Here is a 23,995-nt window from a genome sequence, read left to right on the forward strand (position 1 = left end):
CGCGCAAGGGCGGCGGCTAACTCTTGAGTTCGGCAGAGGCGGCCTTTACGGTCGCGGCCGGGTTTTGAGGACCCGCACGAGACGAAAAAATCCAAAAGACTCAAAGAACAAACAAGGCTGCGGTAGCGGTGGTCAAGATCTACAAAATCTGTCCGGCCTCGGCTTGGCGCGAGGCGGAACGGCAGGGTGTCTACCGGGGCAGCGCAGACGACGCGCGCGACGGATTCATCCATTTCTCGACCGCCGGCCAGGTTCCCGAGACCCTGCGCAAGCACTATTTCGGACAGCGCGCGCTGTTCCTGGTCGAGGTCGACGGCGATGCACTCGGCAGCGAGCTGCGCTGGGAGCGCTCGCGCAATGACGAGCTGTTCCCGCATCTTTACGGCGAGCTCGATCTCGGCACGGTGGTCACGGTGATCAACCTCACCATGCGTTCCGACGGCAGCCACGACGTTCCGGAGCTGCTGCCGTGATCCGCGCGTTCGACGCCTTCTCGCTGCCGGTGCTGCGCTGGTTCGATCCCGAGGACGCCCATCGCCTCGCGATCCAGGGCCTGCGCTTCCTGCCGCCGATCAAGCCCCGCCCCGACGACCCCAAGCTCGCCGTGCGCGCCTTCGGACTCAATTTCCCCAATCCGGTCGGGATGGCCGCGGGGTTCGACAAGAGCGCCGAGGTGCCGGACGCGCTGCTGCGGCTCGGCTTCGGCTTCGTCGAGATCGGCTCGGTGACGCCGAAGCCGCAAGAAGGCAATCCGCGGCCGCGGCTGTTCCGGCTCGAGCGAGACGAGGCGATCATCAACCGCATGGGGTTCAACAATGACGGAGCAGAGGCAGCTCTGCGCCGCCTTGCCGCGCGCGCACAGCATGGCGGCATCGTCGGCGTCAATGTCGGTGCCAACAAGGATTCGCCGGATCGCGTCGCCGATTACGTCAAGCTGATCGAGACCTTTGCGCCGGTGGCGAGCTATTTCACCGTCAACGTGTCCTCGCCGAACACGCCGGGCCTGCGCAACCTCCAGGAAGGCGCACTGCTCGACGAGCTCCTCGCCCGCGTGATCGACGCGCGCGAGCGGGTGCGCCAGAAGGCCGGCGACACGCCGGTGCTGCTCAAGATCGCGCCGGATTTGAGCCTTGCCCAGCTCGACGACGTCGTGCAGGTCGCGCGCTCGCGCCGGGTCGACGGCATGATCGTATCGAACACCACGATCGCGCGGCCGAGCACGTTGCGCGAGCAGGCGCGCGCCAAAGAGCAAGGCGGCCTGTCCGGCCGCCCGCTGTTCCGTCTGTCGACGCGGATGGTCGCAGAAACCTATGTGCGCGTCGAAGGCGCGTTCCCCCTGATCGGCGTCGGCGGTGTGGATTCCGGCGGCGCCGCGCTGACGAAGATCCGCGCCGGAGCCAGCCTGATTCAGCTCTATTCGTCGCTGGTCTACAAGGGGCTCGGCCTCGTCGACGAGATCAAGCGCGACCTGACCTCGACGCTGCTGCGGACAGGGCGCGATTCGCTGTCGGAGATCGTCGGCGCAGATGCCGCGACGCTCACGGCGGAAGACTGGCCAGGGATGTGAGCTACGCCTACGATTTCGGAAACGTCGCCCTATACAGCGCCGGATACCTTGCGCCCTGCAGCCCACCGCGCGCCACATAGAACGCGATCAGCGCGCTCCACAGCCCGGCATTGCCGAGAGATTGCAGCGCCAGCCAGACGCCGAAGAAGATCGCGAGCGAAACCAGCATCAGATTGCGCATCTCGCGTGCCCAGGTTGCGCCGACATAGATGCCGTCGAAGCCGAAGGCGAATACGCCCGGCAACGGCGCAAGCACGATGAACGGCAGGAACTCGCGCGCTGCGCGGCGGACGTCTTCACTGGCGGTCATGAAATTGATCAGCCCCGGCCCGAACAGCGCGAACAGCAAGGCAACGACCAGCGCGAAGCCGAGCCCCCACAGCAGCACCAGCCGGGTGGAATCCAGGAAACCCTTGGCGTCGCGCGCGCCCAACGTGCGGCCGCAGAGTTGCTGGGCCGCGTTGCCGATGCCGTCCAGAAAGAAGGCGCTGACCAGGAGGAAATTGTTGAGGACAGAGTTCGCCGCCAGCGTCACGTCACCGGCACGTGCGCCCTTTGCGGTGAAGAACAGGAATACGACGATCAGCGCCGCGGTGCGGATCATGATGTCGGAATTCACCGCCAGCAGGCGCATCAGCTTGACCCGGTCGAACAGGCGGGCGCGGGGAACGGCAAAGCCGCCCACCGCATAGCGACGGCAGACGATGACGCCAAGCACGAAGCCGGTCGTCTCCGACAGCAGTGCGGCGATGGCCGCGCCGGCAATGCCGGTGTCATAGACCAACACCAGCAGGATCGTCGCCGCCATGTTGATGAGGTTGATGACGACCTGGAGCGCAAGCGCGGGATTGGCGCGGGCCTGCCCGATCAGCCAGCCGAGCACGACGTAATTGGCGAAGGCGAACGGCGATGACCAGATCCGGATCATGAAATAGGTCTTCGCCGCGCGCGTCACGCCTTCGCTGCCGCCCATCAGGTCGAATAGCACCGAGGTCAGCGGCAATTGCAGCGCGATCAGCCCGGTGCCGATCAGGCCGGCGACGATGAAGCCACGCACGAGGATGGCATTCAGTTCCTCAGTCACGCCCGCGCCGAGTGCCTGTGCGGTGAAGGCGAGCGTGCTCATGCGCAGGAAGCCGAACAGCCAGAACAGGCAGTCGAAGATGATGGAGGCCATCGCGACGCCGCCAAGCAGCGCGGCGTCGTCGAGCCGTCCGATCGCGGTGGTCGAAACCACCCCGATCAGCGGCGTGGTGAGGTTCGCGACCATGGCCGGTCCCGCGATGGCGAACACCTGTCGGGAGCTGATCCTGGGATGAACCGGTGCGTGCATGTCAGAACACGAGCACCATGCCATCCTCTGCAGCCAGATGCGGCACGTCGCCCAGACGCGACAGCATGTCGTCGCTCATATGGGTGAGGACGAGCCGCTTGGCGCCGATCGCGGGCAGATGCTGTTCCAAGGTCTTCAAGCTGAGATGGTTCTTGACAACCTTCTCGTACATGTAGGCTTCGGCGATGAAAAGGTCCGCGCCATGCGCCAGCGGAATGAGCGTCTCCGTCCATTCGGTGTCGGCGCTGTAGGCCAGCGTCCGGCCCTCAGCCTCGACGCGATAGGCGAGGAAAGGCCCGCCGGATTCGCCGTGCACGACCGGATACGGTGTCACCGTTATTGCCCCGAAGGCTCGACGCTGCTCTGGGGCGAGCTCGACCAGGTTGAGCTCGAAGCGCTGCCTGGTTTTGGAGGAGTGCTCGAACAGCGCTTCCATCACCTCTCGCAGCCGCGTCTCGATGCCTTGCGGGCCCGCAACCGTCAGCGGCCGCGTCCGCCGCGAAAACTGCGCGTCGAGCAGCAGGAACGGTAGCCCTGCGAAATGATCGCCATGGAAATGCGTGATGAGAATGAGGTCGATGTCCTCGCGCACGATCTCGAGCCGCTTCAGCGCCGGCAGTGCCGACGCGCCGCAATCGATCAGGAAATTCGCGGCGCGCCCCGAGACATGGAAGCAGGTGTTGAGCCTGCCCCCGGAGCCGAAGGCGTCACCGCAGCCGACGAAACGCAATTGCATCGGCTGCGTACTCCCTCGCCCAGGTCCTTACCGGCCGCGCGGCGCGCCGAACACGCGCGAGAGCAGCCAGATCGGGATCACGATGACCGCGCCGAGCAGGAAGTAGCGCCACAGCCAATTGATCGTGTCGAATCCGAGATCCCACAGACGCTGGAACAGCAGCTGGATGCTGTAGATGATGTTCCAGGGATCGAAGCCGATCGCCGCCAGCACGACGCCGACCAGGATCGAGAGCATGACCAGCCGGAACGCGACCGTCAGCGGGGAGCCGCCGAGAAAGCGGTGCAGGCCGTCGCTGCGGCCGGCCGGCAAATCTCTGACGTCTTGGACCATCGCAAACTCCTCAGGGGGATTCGACCCCAGTATAGGGCACGGCGAGGCACATGGGGAACCCGTAACGGCGCGTCAATCAGCTTACCGGAGTTTAATTCGGGCAGCGCCGGAGCTTCGACTGTGGCGCGCGGCTGGCCGCGGGCTCCTTAACCTCTCTTGTTTGCGACAGAAGTCGGCGCGCAGCGCGGAGTAAGGGCGCTCTCCTCTCGGCCGATCCCACCCTGGATATCCCGGGAGGGAGCGCATTGCTCGTGAGGACAGTTCATAGATCAATCTCCGCCGGTTCGGCCTTCAACATTCCCTCCAGCGTTTCCAGCCGGTCGGCCTCTCGCGGCGGCTTGTCCCAGCGCAGGCGGCTGATCCGGGGAAAGCGCATGGCAACCCCGGATTTGTGCCGCGGCGAGCGTTGCAGCCCTTCGAAGGCGACCTCGAGCACCAGGCCCTTGTCCGGCTCATGCACGACATGGCGGACCGGGCCGAACTTCTCGGTGGTGTTGCGGCGGACGAAGCGGTCGATCTGCAGGAGCTCCTCGTCGGTGAAGCCGAAATAGGCTTTTCCCACCGGCACCAGTTCGTCGCCGCCATTGCCGCCGGTCCAGACGCCGAACGTGTAGTCCGAGTAATAGGACGAGCGCTTGCCGTGTCCGCGCTGTGCGTACATCAGCACGGCATCGATGATGTGCGGATCGCGCTTCCACTTCCACCATTGGCCCTTCGGCCGCCCCGGCAGATAAGGCGCATCGCGGCGCTTCAGCATCACGCCTTCGACGGCGTCGGCGTCCTCGCCCGCACCGGCGCTCGCGGGATCGGCGCGCGCGGCAGTCAGCGCCTCCCAGCTCGCGAAGCGGACGGTGGGCGACAGATCGATACGGGGATCGTCAAGCTTCGCAATGAAGGTCTCCAGCCGTTCCCGCCGCTCCGCGAAGGGCAGCTCGCGCAGATCGTTCTCGTCGTCGCCGAGCAGGTCGTAGGCGCGCAGGTGGATGGGGAATTCCTTGATCAGCTTCGGCGAGACCACCTTGCGGTTCAGCCGCTGCTGCAGGACGTTGAAGCTCTGCACGCGGCCCTCGCGCAGGATCAGAAGCTCGCCGTCGATGGCCCCGGGCAGCCGCAGCGACGGCACGAGATCCGGAAAGCTGCCGGTGATGTCCTCGCCGGTGCGCGAATAGAGCCGGCCCGTGATGTGGCCGCGGTCGTCGCGGCCCGCCACTGCCTGCACGCGGATGCCGTCCCATTTCCATTCCGCGATGTAGTCGGCGGGGTCGAGCGCCGCGAAGTCCGTGTCCTCGATGGCATGCGCCAGCATCACGGGGCGGAACGGCGCAGGGTCGCGGTTGACCGGCTTTTCGGCGCGGCCTTCCAGCCAGGCGAACAGGTCGAGATAGGGCGGCGCAAGGCCCGGCCAGATCAGCTCGACCTCATGCGGGTCCTTGTCGCCGAGCGCGGCCGCCGCGGTCTTGGCCAATCGCGCAGAGATGCCGATGCGCAAGCTCCCGGTGACGAGCTTCAGCAGCGCCCAGCGTCCGGTTTCGTCGAGCTCGTCGAGCCAGCGTTCGAGCTGCTTTGGCAGCTCGGTCTTGCCGAGCGTGCGCAACGTGGTGACGACTTCGGTGAGCGTTGGTGGCGGCGGGTTGTTGTGGGCGGCCGATGGCGCCTTCGGCCACATCAGCGCCACGGTTTCCGAGAGATCGCCGACATAGTCGTAGCTCAGCCCGAACAGCACCTCATCCGTGCGCGCCGCGATCAGGTCGCGGATCAGCGCAGGCTTGGCGTGCTTGAAGCTGAGCGCGCCAGTGAGCGCGGCGAGCGCGTAGCCGCGATCGGGATCGCTGACCTCGCGGAAATACCCGGTGATCAGCCGCAGCTTGTTGTTGCGGCCGGGCTCATAAGCGAGACGGTCAAGCAGCTCGGCGAAGCGGTTCATGCCTCGGCCTCGCCTGGAATAGGCACTTCGCTCTCCTCCTCGTCGCCATAGCCGACGAGGTCGAGCGGCTGCGCTTTGAGGCCCCTGCTCCGGCACCAATGCACCAGCGCGTCTTCCTGGCCGTGAGTGACCCAGACCTCGCCGGCGCCGGTCGCCCCGATCGTGGCGGTGAGGCCGTCCCAATCGGCATGGTCGGAGATCACCAGCGGCAGCTCGACCCCGCGCTGCCGTGCGCGGGCACGCACGCGCATCCATCCGGACGCAAAGGCGGTGACGGGATCGGGAAAGCGGCGCGTCCAGATATCCGAGGTCGCCGAGGGCGGCGCCAGCGTGATGGTACCGGCGAGCGCCGCCTTCTTCATGCCCTTCACCGGCCTGAGCTCGCCGAGTTCGATGCCGCGGCTCTGATAGTATTCGGTGATCTTCTCCATGGCGCCATGCAGGTAAATCGGTGCGTCGTAGCCGCTCCGGCGCAGCAACGCGATCACGCGCTGGGCCTTGCCGAGCGAATAGGCGCCGACCAGATGCGCGCGCTCCGGAAACAGCGCGACCGAAGCCAGCAGCTTCTTCACCTCGTCCGCGGCATCGCCATGCCGGAACACCGGCAGTCCGAACGTCGCCTCGGTGATGAAGACGTCGCAGGGCACGAGCTCGAACGGCGTGCAGGTCGGGTCGGGCGCGTCCTTGTAGTCGCCGGAGGCGACGATGCAGGTGTCCTTGCAGATCACCGCGATTTGCGCCGAGCCGAGCACATGGCCTGCCGGGTGAAACTTCACGCAGACATCGCCGAGCCGGATTTCCTCGCCATAGCGGATCGCTTGGGTCGATCCGGCAAAATTCTCGCCGTAGCGCAACCGCATCATGTCGAGCGTTTCCTGCGTCGCCAGTACGGCGCCATGGCCGGCGCGAGCATGGTCGGAATGGCCGTGGGTGATCACGGCCCGGTTGACCGGGCGCACAGGATCGATGTGGAAGCCGCCAGGCTTGCAGCACAGGCCGGCAGCATTTGGCAACAGGATGTCTTGCGGGCGCATGTGAGACATATAGGAAGCAGCCGCTCCAAATTAAGCCATCATGCGCGGGCTTGACCCGCGCATCCATCCTCTTAAAGAGTCCTCGTTTTGATGGATTGCCGGGTCGGGCCCGGCAATGGCGAGATAGTTCCGAATGCCCCTGCGCCTGTTCCAGTCCTCCGGCGATCTCATGGCGGACCGCCGCTTCGAGTTCGCGCGCGACCTCCAGCTCAAGGGCGATCTGCCCGCGGCCGCCGATGTGCTGGAGCAGGCCATCGAGCTCGCGCCCGATTTCACCTCGGCATGGTTCACGCTCGGCGAAATCCGAATGCAGCTTGGCGAACGCGACAAGGCCATCGCGGCGTTCCAGGAATCGCGGCGGTGCGACCCGGAGGACCAGCACGGCGCCGGCCTGCATCTGATCCGGCTCGGCGATGCGCCGCTATCTGAAATGCCGAAAGCCTATGTGCAGGCCCTGTTCGACCAATACGCGCCGCGCTTCGAGCACGTGCTGGTCAACGATCTCGGCTATCGCGCCCCTGCGCTGATCTTCAAGGCGGTGCTGGCCGCGCGCGTTGCGGCGAAGAAGCCGGCTTACTTCAAGCGCACCATCGATCTCGGCTGCGGCACCGGCCTTGCGGCGGCCGCCTTCGCCAAACAGGTCGATCATTTCATCGGCATCGATCTGTCCCCCGGCATGATCAAGGAGGCGCGTGCGACGAACCTCTATGCCGAGCTCGAGGTGGCCGACATGATCGACGGTCTGCGTGCCAAGGCTGACGCCAGCGCGAACCTCGTCGTCGCCGCGGATGCATTCGTCTATCTGTCCGATCTCGCACCGGTGCTGAACGAAGCGAGGCGCGTGCTCGTACCAGGCGGCGTGATCGCCTTCACGCTGGAGACGCATGACGGCAGTGGGATCGTGCTCGGCGCGGGGTTGCGCTATGCCCACTCCGCGGAATATGTCCGCGACGCCATTGCCAGGGCGGATCTCAAATTGCTGACACTGGAGCCGGCTTCCCCGCGCAACGAGAACAACGAGCCGGTGCGCGGCCTCGTCGTCGTCGCCGAGAAAACTTGAGTCTAGGCGCTGAATCTGCAGCATTTAAGCGTCATTGCGTCGCAAAGCCGCGACTTCCCACTTGCGAGCAGAGCTGCGATGCCAGCACAATGCACTCGCTAGGGAGAAACAAATAATGACGAAGAATCCATCGCGGCGCGATTTCAGCGCCGCTGCGCTCGCTACCATCGCTGCCTCCACCTTGCCTGCACCTTATGTCTGGGCCGCCGAGAAGAAATACGATGCGGGCGCCAGCGACACCGAGATCAAGATCGGGCAGACCGTGCCGCATTCCGGCCCCGGCTCGCTTTATGGCGTGCTCGGCCGGATCGGCGAGGCCTATTTCCAGATGCTCAATGAGAAGGGCGGCATCAACGGGCGGAAAATCAAGTTCCTCACCATGGACGATGCCTACAGCGCGCCGAAATGCGTCGAAGCGACTCGGCGTCTGGTCGAGCAGGAAGAAGTGCTGGCGCTCTACGGCTCGCTCGGCACCGCGCCGCAGACTGCCGTGCACAAATACCTGAACTCCAAGGGCGTGCCGCAGCTTCTGCTCAACACCGGCGCCTCGAAGTGGAACAATCCGAAAGAGTTCAAATGGACCATGGCGGGCCTGCCGCTCTATCCGACCGAGGCGCGCATTCTCGCGAGGCACGTCGTCAGCGTGAAGCCGAACGCCAAGATCGGCATCCTCTACCAGAACGACGATTTCGGCCGCGACTTCCTGGCGCCGTTCAAGAAGGTGCTGGCCGATGCCGGCGGCACCGCTCAGGTGATCATGGAGCAGACCTACGATCTCACCGAGCCGACTGTCGACTCCCAGCTGATCAATCTGTCGAAGTCGGGCGCCGACGTCTTCTACAACATCTCCACCGGCAAAGCCTCGTCGCAGTCGATCCGCAAAGTGGCCGAGCTCGGCTGGAAGCCTCTGCAGCTGCTGTCGGCGGGGTCGACCGGCCGCTCCATCCTCAGCGCCGCCGGCCTCGAGAATGCCGCGGGCATCGTCGCCATCCGCTACAACAAGGAGGTCGGCCTTCCCAAATGGGAGAAGGACCCCGACGTGATGGCGTTCGAGGAGCTGCGCAAGAAGTACACGCCGGCGATCGATCCCGACAATACCATCGCTTTCGCCGGGTATGGCCAGGCTGCGACCATGGCCGAGATCCTGCGCCGCTGCGGCGACGAGCTGACCCGCGCCAACGTGCTGAAGCATGCCTCGACGCTCGCGGGCTTCCATTCGCCGTACTTCCTCGACGGCGTCACCTACAGCTACACGCCCGAGAACTATACGCCGATGAAGACGCTGTTCATCTCCACCTTCACCGGCAAGGACTGGGACATCTCCGACAAACCGATGTCGGAATAGTCTTGCAGCACCGCGCGCTGCTGTCTCTCCTGCTCGCCAGGAGAGACAGCACGGGCGGCGCCTTGCGCTAACCTGCGATCGCCAGCCGATAAGCCCGCGTCGCATTCACGCCGAAAGCCTTGTCCCGCACACGCGGGCCAAGGCCCATCAAGCAATCCTCCAACGCGGTCTTGATCCTGCCGTAGCTTCCCGCAAGCAGGCACACCGGCCAGTCGGAGCCGAAGATCAGCCTGTCCTCGCCAAAGCATTCTGCGGCGTGCGCGACGAATGGAAGCAGCCGTTCCGCGTCCCAGTCAGTCCAGACCGCCTCGGTCGCGAGCCCAGAGATCTTGCACCAGACATTGCCGCAGGCCGCCAACGCCCTGATGAGGTCGGCCCATTCGGCGCTCCCGCCGGCGGCGATCGGCGGCTTGGCGGCATGGTCGAGCACGAAGCGCGCTTCCGGAAAGGCTTGCGCGGTTGCGATCGCCGACGGCAGTTCGCGGGTGCGGACGAGGAAATCATAGGCGAGATCGTGGGCGAAGACTGCCGTGAGGCCGCGCTGAACGTCCTCGCGGAGCAACCACTCGGGATCGGCCTCGTCATGGACCTGGTGGCGGACTCCGGCCAGCTTGCCGCCGCCCGGCAAAGCACGCAGCCGGTCGAGCGTTTCGTCGAGCGCCCCATCCGTCAGATCGGCCCAGCCGACGACCCCGATGACGGAGGGCGTCGCATGCGCGATGCGCAGGAATTCCTCGGTCTCCTCCAGCGCGGAGCGGCACTGCACCAGGATGCTGGCGTCGAGGCCGTTTGCCTTCAGCAATGGCGCGAGATCGGCGGGCCCGAAGGCGCGACGGATCGGGGCGAGCTCGGGCGCGTCCATCCACGGATAGTCGGCGCGCGCCGGATCCCAGAAATGCTGGTGAGCGTCGATGATCATGCCCTACGCTCCGCCCGGGAGCGGCGCGCGCACATCGACGAGCTTTCGAGCGCGCAGCTCCTGCCAGAACGCGGCAGGCACCGCCTTCTCCGTCATCGCCATGTTGTCGGCGACCTCACCGGCATTGCGCGCGCCCATGACCGCGACCGTCACGGCCGGATGAGCCATGCAGAACTGCAGCGCGGCGGCTTTGAGCTCGGTGCCATGCTTGCGGCAGAGCGCATCGAGCTCCAGCGCACGTGCGACCAGCGCCGCGTCGGCATCCTGATAGTTGAACTTCGCGCTCGTGGTGGGATTGGCCAGGATACCGCTGTTGTAGAGGCCGCCGAGCAGGATGCCTATATGCTTGGCCTGACATAGCGGAAACAGTGCATCAAGCGCGCCCTGGTCGAGCAGCGTGTAGCGCCCGGCGAGCAGGAAGCAGTCGACCGGCACGGCTTCCGCGAAGCGAACCAGCATCTCCGACTGGTTCATGCCGGCGCCGATGGCCTTGACCGTGCCGTTCTCGCGCAGCCGCTGCAGCGCGCGGAAGGCGCCGGTGACGGCATCGTCATAGTGGTCGTCGGGATCATGCACGAGCAGAACGTCGATGCGGTCGAGGCCAAGACGCTCAAGGCTCTCCTCGACCGATCGCATCACGCCGTCATGGCTGAAATCGAACACCGGCCGCTCGCGCGGCGTGCCCTTGTAGTGCTCGTCCTCGGCGGGAGCGCCATCCGGTGCTCGCAGCAGGCGACCGACCTTCGTCGAGATGACATAGGATTCGCGCGGTTGTTGCCGAAGGAACGCGCCGAGCCGCCGCTCCGCGAGGCCAAAGCCGTAGAGCGGCGCGGTGTCGAAGAAGCGGACGCCGAGCGACCAGGCCCGCTCGATCGTCGCTTGCGCGTCAGCATCGCTGACGGGCGAGAACAATCCGCCGAGCGGGGCGGAACCGAGACCGATTGAGGTGACATCGAGAGCGCCGAGCCGCGACCATTTCATTCCCATTGCCTTCCAGCAGTCGTCCTTCGAACAATCATCTCCCCCACTCGCGGAAACCGCAAGCGGGGGAGATACGCAGGAACGCGGGGCTGGCGGCGCTCCTACTTCAGCATCTGCGCGACGTTGTCCTTGGTCACGAGGTCGAGGCCGGTATAGACGATCTCCGGCACCTTCTCGCCTTTCTTGATGGCGAGTAGCGCATCCATCGCCTTCTCGCCCATCTCGAAGGGACGCTGACCGATCAGCGCATTCGCATAGCCGTCGCGCAGCAGCTCGAGCTGCATCTTCAGCGTATCGGCCACGACCAGCGTGAACTTCCCGGAATCGATGTCCTTCTTGTTTCGGGAGGCAAAGGCCTTGAAGCCTTCGGGGGCGAACATCGGCCAGCCGCCGATGGGAACGATCGCGGCGAGATCGGGCGTTGCGGTGCGCATGTCCGTCATCTGCTGGACCGCGAGCGCGGGATCGTCGTTGCAGAAGGTCGGGGAACCCGCGACCTCGGTCCACTTCGATCCCTTCAGCGCCTCGCGCACGCCGTCGACGCGCTCGGCGAGGTTCTTGGCGCCGGGACCGCCGGACACCATGGCGTATTTGCCGCCGTCGGGCCGCATCTTCAGCAATTGCTTGCCGAGCGCGACACCGAACTCCTTGTTGTTGGTGCCGATATAGGCGATGCGCTTGGAGCCGGGGGCATCCGCATCGAAGGTGATGACGGGAATGCCGGCGGCAGTCGCGGCCTCGATCGACTTGGTCATCGCTGCGACATCCGCGACGGAGATAGCCAGACCATCGACCTTCTGCGTGATGAAGTCCTGGATGATCTGGGCCTGCGTCGCCGGCTCGTGCTCGACCGGTCCCTTGTAGATGCACTCGATATTGCCGAGCTCCTTGGCACGCTTCAGGCAGCCGTCGCGCGCGAAGTCGAAGAACGGATTGTTCATCGCCTTGGGCACGATGACGAAGCGGTAGTTCGCGGCGAACGTCGGCGTCGCCATCATCGCAACCGCGATGCCTGCAAGAAGAAGCTTCCTCATTATCTCCTCCACCCTTGTTTGGTGCCCGTCCTTTCGAATCGTCCGGGAAGCGAACGGGCGGCGTTTTGTCTGCCTTCCCGAGACGACGTTAGTTCAGCTCACCCGCGAGCGGATGCGGTCGACCAGCACGGCGAGGATGATGATCACGCCCACCAGCGTCTGCTGCCAGTAGGAGCTGACCTGGGCGAGCACGAGGCCGTTGCGGATCACCTCCAGCAGCACGCAGCCGACGATGGCCCCGAGCGGACCACCGATGCCCCCCGCAAGGTTCGCGCCGCCGATGACGGCCGCCGCGATCACGTTGAGCTCGTAGGATGTCGCCATGTTGGCCGGCGCCGATCCGAGCCAGCCGGAGATGATGATGCCCTGCAGGCCCGCAGCAAGCGCACAGATCACGTAGACCTCGATCTTCACCCGGACCACCGGGATGCCGGTCAGCTCCGCCGCCTTCTCATTGCCGCCGAGTGCGAAGACGTGGCGGCCGAACGAAGTGTGGTGCAGCACCACCGCCATCGCCAGCGCGAGCATCACGAGATAGATGAACGGCGCCGGTACGCCGAACACGTCACCCGAAGTAGCTGCGTAGAAGTAGTCGGCGTCCGGCCCACCTGGGAAACTGCCGCGTCCGTTGGAAACGACATAACCGAGCCCGCGCACGATCGAGAGCATGCCGAGCGTGGTAACGAAGGGCGAGAGGCCCAGCACGGCGATGCAGAAACCGTTGACGAGACCGACGACCAACGCTGCGCCGAGGCCGGCGAGGAAAGAGACCAGCAGGATCAAGCCGGGTGCGTTGGCGAGCACGGTCTTGCCGTCCGACGCCATGTGCACGAACAGCGATCCTGCAGGCGAGCCGGGCATCGACAGCTCGGTCATCACCATCGAGGTGATCATGGCCGAGAAGCACATCATCGAGCCGATCGAGAGGTCGATGCCGCCGGTGATGATCACGAAGGTGACGCCGAGCGTCGCGATGGCGATGAAGGAGAAGTTCTTCGCCACATTCTGCATGTTGCCCTGGGTGAAGAAGTAGGGGCTGGCGAAATGCATGACCAACAGCAGCACCGCTAGCGCGAGCAGGACATAGCCGGTCTGCGACGCGAAGAGACCACGCTGCCACCATTTGATCTTGCCGACATTGGTGAAGGTGATCGGGGATTCCATGGGCATGGCCATCACGCCGCCTCCTTCGCGCCGGTGATGAGGGCGGTGACTTCCTCGGGCGACGTCTGATGGATCGGCTTGTCGGCCCGCTTCTCGCCGCGGCGCATGACGATGACGCGGTCGCACACCGCAAACACGTCGGGCATGCGGTGCGAGATCAGCATCACCGCAACGCCCTGCTCCTTGAGCCGACGGATCAGGCTGAGCACCTGCTCGACCTGGCGCACCGAGATGGCTGCGGTCGGCTCGTCCATCATGACCAGCCGCGCATTGGAGAGCCGGGTCCGCGCGATCGCGACGGCCTGGCGCTGGCCGCCGGACATCTGCTTGACGAGATCGTCGGGACGCGTCTCCGAGCGCAGCTCGCCGAACAGCTCCAGCGCGCGCGCCGCCATGGCTTTGTGGTCGAGCAAGGCGAACGGTCCGAACCTGCGCTTCAACTCGCGGCCGAGGAAGACGTTGGCGGCCGCGGTCAGATTGTCGGCGAGCGCGAGGTCCTGGTAGACGACCTCGATGCCGACGGCACGGGCATCGACCGGTCGATTGAAGTGGACTGCATTGCCGGCCAAGCGGATCTCGCCATGGCTGGGCCGGAAGTTGCCGGCGATGATCTTGACCAGCGTCGACTTGCCCGCACCGTTGTCACCCATCAGGCCGACGACCTCGCCAGACCGGATCTGCATGTCGACGTCATGCAGCGCGCGGATGGCGCCGAACTCCTTGCCGATGCCGGTGAGCTCGAGCGCCGGTGTTGCGTCAGGCTTTGTCATCAGCGGGCGTTCCTCAGACATAACGGTTGACCAGGGATTCCATGTATTCCTGCCGGCCCGAGCGCGGCTGCGGATCGAAGCCGGGGCTAAGCGCGCGGTCGGCGAGATCGGCCAGCGAACGCTGGCCGGCGAGAATGGCCCTGCCCTCGGGGCAGGCCCATCCGGCGTAGCGTGTTGCAAGCGGCGCGGTGAGCGTACCGGCGTCGAGCATGTCGGCAGCGGCAAGGAAGGCGCGCGCGCAGGCATCCATCGAGCCGACATGGGCATAGATGAGATCATCAGGGTCGATCGACTGGCGGCGGATCTTGGCATCGAAATTGAGCCCGCCCGTGGTGAAGCCGCCGCGATTCAGGATCTCGTGGAACACCAGCGCCAGCTCCGGCACGTTCATTGCGAACTGGTCGGTGTCCCAGCCGAGCAGATCGTCGCCGCGGTTGATATCGAGCGAGCCGAACACGCCGAGCGCCTCTGCCAGCGCGACCTCGTGGTGGAAGGAATGGCCGGCGAGAATGGCGTGGTTCTGCTCGATGTTGAGCTTGACGTCCTTGAGCAGGTCGTAGCGTTCGAGGAAGCCGTAGCAGGTCGCGGCGTCGAAATCATACTGATGCTTGGTCGGCTCCTTCGGCTTCGGCTCGATCAGGATCGGCCCCTTGAAACCGATCTTGTGCTTGTGCTCGACGACCAGCGAGATGAAGCGGCCGAGCTGGTCGAGTTCGCGCTTGAGATCGGTATTGAGCAGCGTCTCGTAGCCCTCTCGGCCGCCCCAGAGCACGTAGTTCTGGCCGCCGAGCCGGTGCGTCACCTCCAGCGCGGCGCGAACTTGGCCGGCGGCATAGGTGAATATCTCGGGGTCCGGGTTGGTCGCCGCGCCTGCCATGTAGCGGCGGTGCGTGAACAAGTTTGCGGTGCCCCAGAGCAGCCGGACCTTGCTCGATGCCATCTTCTGCTCAAACAGGTCGGCGATGGCATTGAGATTGGCGACGGACTCGGCGAGCGAAGCGCCTTCCGGCGCCGCATCGACATCGTGGAAGGTGAAGAACGGCACATCCAGCAGGCGGAACAGTTCGAAGGCGACATCGGCCTTGGCGCGTGCCATTGCCATCGGATCAGTGCCGTGCTGCCAAGGCCGGAGGAAGGTCTCGCCACCGAAGGGATCGCCGCCCGGCCAGCACAGGGAATGCCAATAGCAGACCGCGAAACGCATATGGTCCTCCAGCCGGCGGCCATGCACGAGGCGGTCCTTGTCATACCAGCGGAAGGCAGGCGCGCCTTCCGCGTCCTTGCCTCCGAAGGCGACGGGCGCACTTACATCGAAGAATTTGGCTGGCGCGTTCACTTAAGAAGACTCCTTCAACGCGGGATAAAGCGCACGCCAGCGACGATAGGCCTCGTCATAGGCCGCAGCGACGAACGGGCGGGGCGTGAAACTCGCGAGGCGGCGCGGACGGGTGCAGACGTCTGCTGGGTCTTCCCCCGTCGCGGCGAGCCGGCCGAGCCGCGCAGCGCCGAGCGCGGCACCCACCTCGCCTTCCTCGACCCGATGGACGGGAATGCCGAGCACGTCGGCGCAGATCTGCGCCCACAGCGGCGAGCGCGAGCCGCCACCGACGAGATCGAGCTCGGCGATCGGCCCGCTGGCCGCGCTCAGCGCCGCCAGATTGTCGCGCGCGGCAAAGGCAACGCCTTCGAGCACGGCTTGCACGATCTGGCCGCGCCCGGTCGCGCCTCGCAGGCCGACGAATGCGCCGCTTGCGGCCGCGTCATTGTGCGGCGTGCGTTCGCCATCGAGATAGGGCAGGAATTTGACCGGGCTTGGTCCATCGACGCGCTCACCGAGCCGCGTCAACAGCGCAGCAGGCTGAGTCTCCATCACGCCGGCAAGCCATGCCAGCGAGGCGGCCGCCGACAGCATCACGCCCATCTGATGCCAGAGGCCGGGCAGCGCGTGGCAGAAGGCATGCACGGCCAGGGCCGGCGCTGGGGCGAAGCGATCGGTAACGCGGAACAGGACGCCCGACGTTCCCAGCGAGAAGAAGGCGTCGCCCGGCGCAATGGCGCCGAGCCCGATCGCACTGGCGGCATTGTCGCCGGCCCCGCCCGCGACTGCCACATTTTTCTGCATGCCCCAGCGCTGCACGTAATCCGGCGCGAGCACCGCGCTGGCCGCGCTGCCTTCGACCAGGCGCGGCATGTGATGCAGGTCGAGCCCGGTGGCATGCAGCAGCAGGGCCGACCAGCGGCGCAGGCCGACGTCGAGCCACAACGTGCCAGCCGCGTCCGACATATCCTCGACCATCTCACCGGTGAGGCGATAGCGGACATAGGCTTTCGGCAGCAGCACCTTTGCCAGGCGGTCGAAGATCTTTGGCTCATGCCGCGCGACCCAGAGCAGTTTTGGTGCGGTGAAGCCGGGCATCGCCAGATTGCCGGCGATCGCGTGCAACGAGGGACAGCGCCGCTCCAGCGCGACACATTCGGCCTGCGAGCGGCCGTCGTTCCAGAGGATGGCCGGACGCAGCGGCCTGCCATCCTGGCCGAGCAACGTCGCGCCATGCATCTGACCTGACAGCCCGATACCGCGGACCTGCGCAACATCGTGCGGATGGTGCGCGGCGAGATCGTCGACTGCGCCAACGGCCGCCTCGACCCATGCGTCGGGATCCTGCTCGGACCACAGCGGCGCCGGATGCGACAGCGCAAGCTCGCGCGAGGCGGTCGCAACGACTGCGCCGGCTTCGCTCACGAGCACCGCCTTCACACCGGACGTGCCAATGTCGATCCCGAGATACACGTCATCCTCCCTTTGGCCGGCTGCGGTGCGCGATCTTGCGTCGCTTTCGCCCGGAACGGCCTGTATCCAAGTTCACCTGCCGCTAAGGCAGATTGTCCCGCATCACGATGTCGATCCTGATCTTCTCCTGTTCGCTCAAGATCGGCTCGCCGCGGGCGAGCGCGAGCAGCACGCGGACGGCCGCGCGCGCTTCATGTCCGGGATTCTGCGAGATCGCGGCATCCATCAAGCCTTGGAGCAGCAATCGGCGCGTCAACGCAGTGACGTCGTGTCCGACGAACACGACCTTGTCGCGACCGGTCTCGCTCAACGCCTTGTCGTTCAGCGCCTTGTCGTTCAGCGCCTTGGCGACGCCCTGCGTGCCCGCACCGACATTATAAAGGCCGACAATGTCGGCATGTCCGCCGAACAGCCGTGCCAGCATTTGCTCCGAGCGTTCGTCCTCGTCGCGCCCTTCCAGCACGGGCAGCACGCTGAGATCGGGGAATTCCGTCGCCATCACCTGGTTGAAGCCGAAGATGCGCTCGGCGTGGTCGCGCAGGCCCTGCGAGCCCGCGACGATCGCGACCTTGCCGGACCTCTGGCCGACCAGCCGCCCGATCAGCGCGCCTGCGGTGCGCCCGGCAGCGATGTTGTCGATCCCGACATAATGATGCCTGCGCGAGGACGGCACGTCCGAGACCAGCGTCACCACCTTGGTGCCGGCGTCGACGAGATCGTTGATGGCGGCACGAACACTGGGGTGGTCCAGAGCCACCACGGCAACGCCATCGTAGTCGCCCGACAGCGCCTCCAGTGAGGCCGCCAGCGCGGCGGGCTCGAACACGTCAGTTGCGACCATCTCGACCTTGAGGCGGCGGGCCGACAGCCAGGCCGCCATCTCGCCGAGATAGGCCTCGATCTGCTGCATGAACGGGTTCGGCCCCGACGGCATCACGAACGCGAAGCGGCGGGCGCGGCCGCGCGCGAGCTCGGCGGCGGCCACATGGGGCTGGAAGGAGTTGCGAGCGATGGCTTCCTTGACGCGCCGGACCGTATCCGGGCGTACCCCCGGCCTGTTGTGCAGCACGCGGTCGACGGTCGCGAGACTGACCCCCGCCTCGCGGGCGATGTCCTTCAGCGTCAGCGCAGTCGGTGTGAGCGTGTCGGCCATAGCTGAAGGCTAGCAGAGGTGTTTTGAGGTACGCAACTCATTTTGAGGGTACTGACCGGCTTGAACCTGACCTGCCCTCGGACGATTTCCAGGAGGAGACAGCCCTCACCCGGCGCTTGCGCCGACGTTCCCGCAAGCTGGGAGAGGTCAATGGCCCGCGACACTCGAATCAACCTAAGCCATTCCGCTCTAGGAACAGCTTCCCCCGGGGACCGTTGCCGCCAAGTGCGCAGCGACATCACCCATCATTCCAGCGAGGGCCTGAGCCCGACGCTCGAACGCAACATCCAGGCGCTGGTCAAGCGGCGGCGCCGGGAGCAGCAGGCGGCAAGAGGCCAGGACAAGGTCGCAGACGCCGTCACGACCTTCACCGGCAGCATGACGTTCGTCTGCCTCCACCTCGCCGTGTTCGGGTTCTGGATCATCGCCAACCTGCACTGGATCCCCGGCCTTCCGGCTTGGGACGAGAGCTTCGTCGTGCTGGCGATGATCGCCTCGGTGGAGGCGATCTTCCTCTCCACCTTCGTGCTGATCTCGCAGAACCGCATGACCGCGGCCGCCGACAAGCGCGCCGACCTCGACCTCCAGATCAGCCTGCTCGCCGAGCACGAGCTGACCAAGGTTGCCCGCCTGCTCACGCAGATCGCCGAGCGGCTCGACGTCAAGCCGGAGTCTGAGCGCGATATGGAGGAAGCGGCGCGGGACATTGCGCCGGAGCGCGTGCTCGACAAGATCGAGGAGACGCGCTCCTGAGCTACCGGTGCGCCGGCGCCGACAGGTCCAGGGTCAGGAACAGGCTGTTCGGATCCTCGACGTAGCCCTCGAATGGCCCGCAGATGACGAAGCCGTGCGCCTGATAGAGCGCGTGCGCCGGCTTGAAGTAGTCCCACGAGCCGGTCTCGAGGCTGAGGCGGGTCATCCCGCGCGCACGAGCCTCCGTGATGATGTGGCGCAGCATCTGGCTGCCGAAGCCGCGCCGGCGCGTGGTCTGCAGCGTGTGCATCGATTTCACCTCGCCGTGGTCGGACGAAAGCGTCTTCAACGCGCCGGTGGCGACCAGCGCTTCGCCGTCCCAGCCGGTCCAGAAGGCGATATCGGGTGCACGCAGGCCCGCGAGATCGAGCGCATGTGCGCTGCCCGGCGCTGTCTGCGCCCGCGCTGCCGTGACGTGATGATCGAGCAGCGCGATCACGCGGGGATCATAGGTGTCACCGGTGCGGATCTGCATCGTCAGGTCTCCAGGATCTCACATCTTTCCATAGGCGGCGCCGCGCCGCGTGATGATGATGTAGCGCGCGTCCTGCCTGGTTTCGTTCTCGAAGATCACGGCACGCATCACGTCGAAATCCAGACAATCGCCCTCGCGCAGCCGCACCGCCTTGGCATCGATGTGCACGGCGATCGCGCCCTGCAGCATCAGGAGCTGCTGGGTGAAGGCGTTGCGGCCCCAGGGGCTGTACGGCACCCGCGCGCCGGCCGGCAGGTCGACGACGATGATCTCGATGCCGCTCGCCGCATCCGTCGGGGAAGCATGCCGTCTGCGATAGCCGCTTTCGGGATCGCGCCAGTGCGGCTGGTCGGCCAGCCGCACCAGCCGCTCGGGCGGCTTCTCGGCCAGCGCGACCACATCGCTCAGCGACACGTCGAGCGCGGCGCAGAGCTTTCCAAGCAGCGCCGCCGTCGCACTGCTCTGCGCCCGCTCCACCCGGCCGATCATGGCCCGGCTGACGCCGGAGCGGCCCGCGAGCTCGTTCAACGTCATGCCGGCCTGCGTCCGCAGCGTCTTCAGGCGCCGGCCGATCGCGCGGTCGAGTTTCTGCTGGTCCAAGGCTTTCATCCGAACAGCGACCAATACGAAGACAGCACCATCAGGGCGGGAGCAGCTTAGCCCGCACGCATGCAAACGCCGGCAGCCACAGTCCAATATATTAGAAACTTGGCGTCGCACGGGAGCTGATCCGTTTGCACCAACGGACTTGGACCCTGGAAGCTTGGATTCTTCGGGCAGCTTGGAGCGGGCGAAGGGAATCGAACCCTCGTATGCAGCTTGGGAAGCTGCCGTTCTACCATTGAACTACGCCCGCTTGCGCGCGCCTTGCGCCCCTCCTGATTAGCCGAGACGGCGCGTCTCGCCAAGCGCCTTGGCGCCGCGGGCGGGACGCTTGTTAACGTCCTGGAAAGATTCCAGGTGCGCCGGATTGTGGCGGTGTTATGATTTGCTCTTGGGAGGACGTGCACTGAGTGGGGCGTGTGCATGGTGGAGCGGGCTTACGCGATATTCGACACGGCGTTGGGGCGCTGCGGCATCATCTGGAGCAGCACCGGCGTGATCGCGGTGCAGCTGCCGGAGGCGCGGGAAATCGACACCCGCCGCCGGATTTTCCAGGTCCATCCCGAGGCGCGGGAGCAGCGGCCGTCCGAGAACGCCGAGCTTGCGATCGAGGGCATCACGGGCCTGCTGCAGGGCAGCGATCCCGATTTCTCCGATGTCAGCCTGGACGCCGGCGGCGTGCCGGGCTTCAACCAGCGCGTCTACGAGTTCGTCTGCACCATTCCGCGCGGGGAGACGCGCACCTATGCCGAAGTCGCCAAGGCGCTGGGTGCCTCCGGAGCGGTGTATTCGGTGGCGCAAGCCATCGCGAAGAATCCCTTCATGCTGATCGTGCCCTGTCACCGGGTGCTGGAAGCCGGCAATTACACCGACCGGCTCTCGCCCTATGGCGGCGTGATCTCGAAGCGGCGGCTGCTGGCGCTCGAAGGCGCCCATCCCCTCGCCAGCAAGACTCTGTTCGATGTTCTGCTGCCCGTTGCCCCGCCGCGCGCCTCGACCTAGATAGGCGGGATGGACGCCACCGCGCTGCTGACGACGCCATCGATGACTGTCTTCGAGTTTCGCTGCGATGCGGGACCGGACGACACGCCCTTTGAGGAATGCCGCACCGGCCATTCCATCGCCTATGTCCGTTCCGGCAGCTTCGGCTGCCATTGCCGCGCCGGCTTCTTCGAGCTGGTGGCGGGCTCGATGCTGATCGGCGCACCGGGCCAGGAATATACCTGCACGCATGAGCACGTGTCCGGTGACGTCTGCCTGTCGTTCTTCCTGAGCGAACACCTCGTCGATTCGCTCGGCGGACAGCGCAAGGTCTGGCAGGTCGGCGCGACGCCGCCGCTGCCCGAGCTGATGGTGTTGGGCGAGCTCGCCCAGACGGCAGCAGATGGCAACAGCGACATCGGGCTCGACGAGGTCGGCCAGATCCTCGCCGGCCGTTTTGTTGACGTCGCCTCGGGCAAGACCCGCAAGCCAGCCACGCCCACCGCCCGCGATCGCCGCCGCGCCGTGGAGGCCGCGCTGTGGATCGACGACAACTCGCATGCCGAGCTTGATCTCGAGCAGGCAGCAAAACAGGCCGGCCTCAGCCCGTTTCATTTCCTCCGGCTGTTCTCGAGCGTGCTCGGCGTCACCCCGCATCAATATCTGGTGCGCTCGCGGCTGCGGCACGCGGCGCGGTTGCTCACCGACGGCGACATCGCGGTCACAGACATCGCCTATGACGTCGGCTTCGGCGATCTCTCCAACTTCGTCCGTACGTTTCATCGCGCTGCCGGCGTGTCCCCGACGAAATTCCGCCAGGCCTCGAAAGGGGAGCGCAAGATTCTCCAAGAGCGGCTTGCCCTCAACTGACTAGCTTCGTCTCCGGCTTGCGCCGCCGTCGGCGCGCTGAATCGATGGAGACAATCATGTACGACCACATCGGACTTCGCGTTGCCGACCTCGACGCCGCGACGCGCTTCTACACCGCAGTGCTGGCGCCGCTCGGCTATGTCCTGTGCTCGAGCGGCGACGGTTATGCCGGCTTCGGGCCGAAGGGCGAGCCGGCGCTGTGGCTGCACCTGAACAAGGGCCGCAAGGCCGACGGTGCCCACATCGCTTTCCGTGCCAAAAACCAAGACGAGGTGAAGGCGTTTCACAGCGAAGGGCTGAAGAGCGGCGGCCGCGACAACGGCGGGGCCGGGCCGCGCAAGGACTACAGTCCGACCTATTACGCGGCGTTCCTGATCGATCCTGACGGCAACAATGTCGAGGCGGTTTGTACGTAAAGGCCGCAGGGGCACGCGCATTCACCAGGTGATCTGCCAAGCAGCCGCCGAGCTGCTTGGCGGCAGCAATGGCAGCGACATGATGGCGATGATCCCGCAATATCGACGCGGCTCGCCATACCGGCGGCCCCATCGCCGCGACAAGTCCCGCTAGTCGGCTGCGCCCGACAGTGCAGGTCTGATCCCCGGCTTGCCCTTGCGCGGTCCCCAGCGCGTCAGCACCACGCTGGAGCATGACAGAAGGCCGAGCACCACCATCGAGCTTGCGGCGAGCCAGAAGAAGCTCTGCGCGCTCGCGTCGTGCGTCGACAGCCACCAGCCGACGCCCGCGATGTAGACCAGCCGCGCCGTCTGCGCCAGCACCGGCCCGATCACCTTGGCTGCGCCTTGCGAGGAGAAATACATCGTCGTGGCAAGGCCGAAGAAGGCGTAGAACGGCCCGACCGTGGACAGATATTGATGGCTCGCCGCGCGCACCGCCTGGCTGTCCGTGAACATGTTGACCCAGAGGTCGGGGAAGATCGCAACGAGGCAGGCCGGCGCGCCGACCGCCACGAATGCGGCAGCACTGGCGGTCCAGGCGATGCGCCGGGCGCGCGCGATACGGCCCGCGCCAATCGCCATGCCAACCATCGGCACACAGGCGATGCCGAACGCGAACGCGATCGAGGTCAGCAAAAATTCGAGCCGCGCCCCGATGCCGTAGCCGGCGAGGACCGCGGTGCCGAACTTCGCCAGCATGTGGGTGAAGATCGAGATCGTCAGAACCGATTGCAGCGGCGAGAAGCAGGCGATGGCGCCGACCTTGAGGATGTCGAAGAACATCGCCCATTGAATGCGCAGGCCGCGCAGCCTCATTACGATCCGCGCCCGGCCAGAGAAAAGGTACCAGCCCATGATGCAGATGTTCATGGAATAGGCGATCAGCGCCCCGGCGGCGACGCCGTGCATGCCGAGGCGCGGCACAGGTCCGAGCCCGAGGCCCAGCGTGCCGCCGAGCACGATTTGCCAAGCCGCCGAATTGAGGATGAGGAAGGACGGCAGCTTCATGTTGCCGGTGCCGCGCAAGACGCCGGCCATGGTGTTGAGCAGCCAGGGCAGAACGGCGCCGCCGAAAAACACCTGCGTGTAGGCGATCGCATGCGTCAGCACATCGCCGCGGCCGCCAAGCATTTCGAGCACCTTGGGTCCGAAGATCAGCATGCCGAGCATGAAGACGAGGCCGAAGCTGACGCCGATCAGCAGCGCATGGACCGCGAGCGTGCCGGCGCGCTCGCGGTTCCCGGCGCCGAGCGCGCGCGCGATGGCCGAGGCCACCGCACCGCCCATGGCCCCGCCCGACATGGTCATGGTCAGAATGATGGTCGGAAACACCAGCGCCATCGCCGCCAGCGCCTCGACGCCGAGCCGGCCGACATAGGAGGTTTCCGCAATCACCACGCAGATGCCGGCGGACAGGCCGATCACGTTCGGCCAGGCGAGTGAGAGCAGCGTGCGCAGGATCGGGCCGTCGGTCAGCGCGCTCCTGATCGGCGGCGGAGGTGGCGGCAACGGGCGTTCTTGCTCATCGACCGGGATCTCGGCGATGTCGGACATGTCCTCTCCCGGGCACCACTTGCGGCGCAGTAATGAACAGGTGTGCCAATAATCTGCTTGCGCGCGGTGCGCGGCACGGGCTTGTTAGCACGGCTCGCCAAGATTCCTCCTGCGCAGTGCGCAAGCATGCCCTGCGACAGTGCATTTCCATGTGAGA

Annotated in this window: 24 protein-coding genes and 1 tRNA gene; 8 read left to right on the top strand and 17 right to left on the bottom strand. The window is 65.8% G+C overall.

The genetic code is table 11. From position 1 onward, the window contains the following. The first annotated feature begins 128 nt into the window (after window positions 1-128). Complete coding sequence (locus ASG57_RS25140; RefSeq protein WP_024337132.1) at window positions 129-473, top strand: DUF952 domain-containing protein; 345 nt, start codon at window positions 129-131, stop codon at window positions 471-473. Beyond that, entirely contained in the window at window positions 470-1,567 is a 1,098-nt protein-coding gene (locus ASG57_RS25145; protein WP_024337131.1) for a quinone-dependent dihydroorotate dehydrogenase, read from the top strand. Before ASG57_RS25140 ends, ASG57_RS25145 begins: the two co-directional genes overlap by 4 nt. Window positions 1,568-1,574: 7 nt before the next feature. On the opposite strand, the gene ASG57_RS25150 is transcribed toward ASG57_RS25145, so the two are convergent. From ASG57_RS25150 to ASG57_RS25170, 5 genes are all read right to left on the bottom strand, one after another. Then, window positions 1,575-2,900 carry an MATE family efflux transporter gene (locus ASG57_RS25150; RefSeq protein ID WP_057197940.1) on the bottom strand — a complete coding sequence of 442 codons (1,326 nt, stop codon included), beginning with the start codon at window positions 2,898-2,900 and terminating at the stop codon, window positions 1,575-1,577. Window position 2,901: 1 nt separating this feature from the next. Next, window positions 2,902-3,636, bottom strand: coding sequence for an MBL fold metallo-hydrolase (locus tag ASG57_RS25155; RefSeq protein ID WP_057197942.1), 735 nt, complete (start codon window positions 3,634-3,636; stop codon window positions 2,902-2,904). Window positions 3,637-3,663: 27 nt separating this feature from the next. After that, a complete protein-coding gene (locus ASG57_RS25160; RefSeq protein WP_024337128.1) occupies window positions 3,664-3,969 on the bottom strand; it encodes a DUF6460 domain-containing protein in 306 nt (101 codons plus the stop codon). A 262-nt stretch (window positions 3,970-4,231) separates the two neighbouring features. After that, on the bottom strand, window positions 4,232-5,893 hold the full coding sequence (locus ASG57_RS25165; protein ID WP_057197944.1) for an ATP-dependent DNA ligase: 1,662 nt from the start codon (window positions 5,891-5,893) through the stop codon (window positions 4,232-4,234). After that, entirely contained in the window at window positions 5,890-6,927 is a 1,038-nt protein-coding gene (locus tag ASG57_RS25170; protein WP_057197946.1) for a ligase-associated DNA damage response exonuclease, read from the bottom strand. The genes ASG57_RS25165 and ASG57_RS25170 overlap by 4 nt, the downstream gene beginning before the upstream one ends. 133 nt (window positions 6,928-7,060) lie before the next feature. On the opposite strand from ASG57_RS25170, the gene ASG57_RS25175 reads away from it, so the two are divergent. Together ASG57_RS25175 and ASG57_RS25180 are read left to right on the top strand one after the other, a co-directional pair. After that, the gene (locus ASG57_RS25175; protein ID WP_057197948.1) at window positions 7,061-7,987 is read left to right on the top strand and encodes a class I SAM-dependent DNA methyltransferase; all 927 of its coding nucleotides are present in this window, start codon (window positions 7,061-7,063) and stop codon (window positions 7,985-7,987) included. A gap of 115 nt (window positions 7,988-8,102) precedes the next feature. After that, window positions 8,103-9,332: an ABC transporter substrate-binding protein gene (locus ASG57_RS25180; protein WP_024337124.1), complete on the top strand. Its 1,230-nt coding sequence runs from the start codon at window positions 8,103-8,105 to the stop codon at window positions 9,330-9,332. A 67-nt stretch (window positions 9,333-9,399) separates the two neighbouring features. On the opposite strand, the gene ASG57_RS25185 is transcribed toward ASG57_RS25180, so the two are convergent. From ASG57_RS25185 to ASG57_RS25220, 8 genes are all read right to left on the bottom strand, one after another. After that, entirely contained in the window at window positions 9,400-10,251 is an 852-nt protein-coding gene (locus tag ASG57_RS25185) for an amidohydrolase family protein (protein ID WP_057197949.1), read from the bottom strand. 3 nt (window positions 10,252-10,254) lie between these two features. After that, complete coding sequence (locus tag ASG57_RS25190; RefSeq protein ID WP_057197952.1) at window positions 10,255-11,232, bottom strand: aldo/keto reductase; 978 nt, start codon at window positions 11,230-11,232, stop codon at window positions 10,255-10,257. Window positions 11,233-11,333: 101 nt separating this feature from the next. Beyond that, entirely contained in the window at window positions 11,334-12,266 is a 933-nt protein-coding gene (locus ASG57_RS25195; protein WP_057197954.1) for a sugar-binding protein, read from the bottom strand. Window positions 12,267-12,359: 93 nt separating this feature from the next. Beyond that, window positions 12,360-13,442, bottom strand: a complete 1,083-nt coding sequence (locus ASG57_RS25200; protein ID WP_057197956.1) for an ABC transporter permease — start codon at window positions 13,440-13,442, stop codon at window positions 12,360-12,362. After that, on the bottom strand, window positions 13,442-14,200 hold the full coding sequence (locus ASG57_RS25205; RefSeq protein WP_057198209.1) for an ATP-binding cassette domain-containing protein: 759 nt from the start codon (window positions 14,198-14,200) through the stop codon (window positions 13,442-13,444). Before ASG57_RS25205 ends, ASG57_RS25200 begins: the two co-directional genes overlap by 1 nt. A 13-nt stretch (window positions 14,201-14,213) precedes the next feature. Next, complete coding sequence (gene xylA / locus ASG57_RS25210) at window positions 14,214-15,536, bottom strand: xylose isomerase (RefSeq protein ID WP_057197958.1); 1,323 nt, start codon at window positions 15,534-15,536, stop codon at window positions 14,214-14,216. Next, complete coding sequence (gene xylB, locus ASG57_RS25215) at window positions 15,537-16,991, bottom strand: xylulokinase (RefSeq protein WP_057197960.1); 1,455 nt, start codon at window positions 16,989-16,991, stop codon at window positions 15,537-15,539. Between the two features lie 82 nt (window positions 16,992-17,073). Then, entirely contained in the window at window positions 17,074-18,144 is a 1,071-nt protein-coding gene (locus tag ASG57_RS25220) for a LacI family DNA-binding transcriptional regulator (RefSeq protein WP_057197962.1), read from the bottom strand. A 225-nt stretch (window positions 18,145-18,369) separates the two neighbouring features. On the opposite strand from ASG57_RS25220, the gene ASG57_RS25225 reads away from it, so the two are divergent. Continuing rightward, window positions 18,370-18,897: a DUF1003 domain-containing protein gene (locus ASG57_RS25225; RefSeq protein WP_024337115.1), complete on the top strand. Its 528-nt coding sequence runs from the start codon at window positions 18,370-18,372 to the stop codon at window positions 18,895-18,897. A gap of 1 nt (window position 18,898) precedes the next feature. Here the strand turns inward: ASG57_RS25225 and ASG57_RS25230 are convergent, their stop codons facing one another. From ASG57_RS25230 to ASG57_RS25240, 3 genes are all read right to left on the bottom strand, one after another. Continuing rightward, entirely contained in the window at window positions 18,899-19,372 is a 474-nt protein-coding gene (locus tag ASG57_RS25230) for a GNAT family N-acetyltransferase (protein WP_024337114.1), read from the bottom strand. A gap of 18 nt (window positions 19,373-19,390) precedes the next feature. Then, a complete protein-coding gene (locus ASG57_RS25235) occupies window positions 19,391-19,972 on the bottom strand; it encodes a helix-turn-helix domain-containing protein (protein WP_057198211.1) in 582 nt (193 codons plus the stop codon). A gap of 182 nt (window positions 19,973-20,154) precedes the next feature. Then, window positions 20,155-20,228, bottom strand: a tRNA-Gly gene (locus ASG57_RS25240). Window positions 20,229-20,398: 170 nt separating this feature from the next. Between ASG57_RS25240 and ASG57_RS25245 the strand changes: the two genes are divergently transcribed. Genes ASG57_RS25245 through ASG57_RS25255 form a run of 3 tightly spaced genes read left to right on the top strand, consistent with a single transcriptional unit; the run spans window position 20,399 to window position 22,242 of the window. Next, window positions 20,399-20,977 (top strand): methylated-DNA--[protein]-cysteine S-methyltransferase, encoded by a 579-nt coding sequence (locus ASG57_RS25245; protein WP_024337112.1) that lies wholly within the window; start codon window positions 20,399-20,401, stop codon window positions 20,975-20,977. A gap of 9 nt (window positions 20,978-20,986) precedes the next feature. After that, window positions 20,987-21,826 carry a helix-turn-helix transcriptional regulator gene (locus ASG57_RS25250; RefSeq protein ID WP_057197965.1) on the top strand — a complete coding sequence of 280 codons (840 nt, stop codon included), beginning with the start codon at window positions 20,987-20,989 and terminating at the stop codon, window positions 21,824-21,826. A 56-nt stretch (window positions 21,827-21,882) separates the two neighbouring features. Next, window positions 21,883-22,242 carry a VOC family protein gene (locus ASG57_RS25255; protein ID WP_024337110.1) on the top strand — a complete coding sequence of 120 codons (360 nt, stop codon included), beginning with the start codon at window positions 21,883-21,885 and terminating at the stop codon, window positions 22,240-22,242. A 150-nt stretch (window positions 22,243-22,392) separates the two neighbouring features. Here the strand turns inward: ASG57_RS25255 and ASG57_RS25260 are convergent, their stop codons facing one another. Then, window positions 22,393-23,838, bottom strand: coding sequence for an MATE family efflux transporter (locus ASG57_RS25260; protein ID WP_057197967.1), 1,446 nt, complete (start codon window positions 23,836-23,838; stop codon window positions 22,393-22,395). Between the last annotated feature and the right edge of the window lie 157 nt (window positions 23,839-23,995).

The organism is Bradyrhizobium sp. Leaf396, assembly GCF_001424605.1.
Taxonomy (GTDB): domain Bacteria; phylum Pseudomonadota; class Alphaproteobacteria; order Rhizobiales; family Xanthobacteraceae; genus Bradyrhizobium; species Bradyrhizobium japonicum_C.